Annotated in this window: 1 protein-coding gene; it reads right to left on the reverse strand. The window is 39.3% G+C overall.

Annotation, left to right across the window (positions count from 1 at the left end):
- The coding region (locus tag ABXT06_RS22685) for an HYR domain-containing protein (RefSeq protein ID WP_354592753.1) at positions 1-3,025 on the reverse strand (3,025 nt) is incomplete at both ends.

Raw genomic sequence — 3,025 nt, forward strand, 5'->3', positions numbered from 1 at the left:
CAGGCGTATTTGGCGCAACAGTAATGGTGTAATCCGAATTTAAAGTAAGTCCCGCTGGAAGCATTCCCACGATTTCAAACTTAACTTCTCCCGGTGCTGTTCCAACTACGATTGCATTTCCATTCAATTTGTCATTTGCTGTCAATGCTATTGTTTTTCCTCCGATATTTCCGTTTATTGGAGTTATCAAATCTTCTACCGCGTCGATTACTGGCATTGCTACCGTTACTTTCACAGTGTTTGAACTGCAGTTGTCCGGATTCAGCTTCTCGCAGATTTCATAAGTCAGCTCATAATCTCCCGCTGGCGGATTTGCTCCCAAAACAATGTTTCCGTCTGCATCTACAGTCAGATACCCTTTTGGATCTGCCGTTGTAGTTTTCAGCGTAACATCTGACGGATTTAACGGCTGGGCATTTTTTGTGTCATTATCAAAAACATTTTTTCCTAATGTCTGAGGAACATTCGATCCTAAAACTGATGGAATTTCATCTGCATTTGCAACAAGGTTCCCTGCTGTTACAGGCACAGTAACAGTTACTGAATCGCAGTTTAGCGGATTTGTGTTTTCGCAGATTTTATATTCTACATTATAATCTGCTGCAGGCGTATTTGGCGCAACAGTAATGGTGTAATCCGAATTTAAAGTAAGTCCCGCTGGAAGCATTCCCACGATTTCAAACTTAACTTCTCCTGCTGCTGTTCCAACCACAATTGGATTTCCGTTTAATTTATCATTTGCAGTCAATGAAATTGTTGTTGCTCCGATATTTCCGTTTATTGAAGCTATCACATCTTCTACCGCATCGATTACTGGCGTTCCTACTGTTACCTTCACAGTATTTGAACTGCAGTTGTCTGGATTCAGTTTCTCACAGATTTCATAAGTCAGCTCGTAATCTCCCGCTGGCGGATTTGCTTCTAAAACAATGTTTCCATTTGCATCTACAGTTAAGTATCCTTTTGGATCTGCCGCTGTAGTTTTCAGCGTAACATCTGACGGATTTAGCGGCTGGTTGTTTTTTGTGTCATTGTCGAAAACATTCTTCCCTAAAGTCTGAGGAACATTTGATCCTAAAACTGATGGAATTACGTCTTCGTTTGCCACAAGATTTCCCGCCGTAACTGGAACAGTAATAGTAACTGAATCGCAGTTTAGCGGATTCGTATTTTCGCAGATTTTATATTCCACATTATAGTTTCCTTTTGGCGTATTTGGCGCAACAGTAATGGTATGGTCTGAATTTAGAGTCAATCCTGATGGAAGCGTTCCTATAATTTCAAACTTAACTTCTCCTGCTCCTGTTCCGACCACAATTGAATTTCCGTTTAATTTATCATTTGCAGTCAATGAAATTGTTGTTCCTCCGATATTTCCGTTTATTGAAGCTATCACATCTTCTACCGCATCGATTACTGGCGTTCCTACTGTTACCTTCACAGTATTTGAACTGCAGTTGTCTGGATTCAGTTTCTCACAGATTTCATAAGTCAGCTCGTAATCTCCCGCTGGCGGATTTGCTTCTAAAACAATGTTTCCATTTGCATCTACAGTCAGATATCCTTTCGAATCTGCCGCTGTAGTTTTCAGCGTAACATCTGACGGATTTAACGGCTGGTTGTTTTTTGTGTCATTGTCGAAAACATTCTTCCCTAAAGTCTGAGGAACATTCGATCCTAAAACTGATGGAATTTCATCTGCATTTGCAACAAGGTTCCCTGCTGTTACAGGCACAGTAACAGTTACTGAATCGCAGTTTTCTGGAATAGCACCTGCTTCACAAATCTTATATTCTATATTATAATTACCTTTTGGAGTTGCCGGATCTACCGTAATACTACCATTTGCATTTAATGTTAAACCTGAAGGTAAAGTTCCAACAATACTTATTGTAACTTTCCCTGGATCAGTTCCAATTATAGCTTCATTATTATTTAAAGTATCGTTTGTTATTAAAGATATAGTAGTTCCTCCAATGTTTCCATTAATTGGATCAATCGTATCAACTAGTGCATCAATTACGTTTACAACCTTAACCTCTGCTGTAGCTGTCTCGCAATTGACTGGATCAGCGTCTTTTTCGCAGATTTGGTATGTGATGCTGTATAAACCGCTTGGCGTGTTTGATGCAAGAGTAACATCTCCATTTGCAGCAACGCTTAATGGTCCGTCACTGCCAACGGTCACAACTGTATTTCCAGACGTAACAAATACTCCATCTAAAGTATCGTTTGATTTTACATTTCCGATAATTGCTGACGTAGATCCTGAAGATTTTGTTCCGAAATCATCTTTAACCGCAATTAAATCATTTACAACTTCAACTTTAACTGTAGCTGTATTGCAATTTCCACTATTAGCAATTTCACAAATCGAATAATCAAAAGTATAAGTACCTGTTGGTGTATTCGGTTTTACTGAAACAGCACCATTTACAGTATTGAAAATTAACTCTGAAGGTACCGTACCATTTATCGTAACATCAACATCTCCTCTATTTACTTTATTACAATTTAAAACATCATTATCAAAAACATTAGTAATTACGGCTCCTCCAGTTACTCCATTTGACGAAGAAATACTATCATCATTTGCTTCAATATGACCTATTACATTAACAACTTGCGTACAAGTCTCTTTATTTCCAGCCAAATCTATTGCTGTCCAAGTTACTGTTGTATTTCCAACTGGGAAACTTGACGGTGCATCATTCGTCACTGCTACCGTTCCCGTACAGTTGTCTGATACTGTTGGAGTTTCTAAAACAACTCCTGATGCTTTGCATGAATTAGCATCAGCCGAAACTATAACCGCCAATGGGCATGAGATTGATGGTTTCTGAATATCACTGATAATTACTTCCTGAGTCGCCGTTTCTACGTTTCCGTTTCCGTCATCAAAACTCCAGTTAATCGTATAAGTTCCCTGAGCAGTATATGTCAGTGGATCCGTCGTTGTTCCTGTAACCGTTCCTTTGCAATTATCAGTTGTAGTCGGAGCCGTCGCTGTTGCAGAGCATTCGCC

Source organism: Flavobacterium sp. UW10123 (assembly GCF_040538975.1).
Lineage (GTDB): Bacteria > Bacteroidota > Bacteroidia > Flavobacteriales > Flavobacteriaceae > Flavobacterium.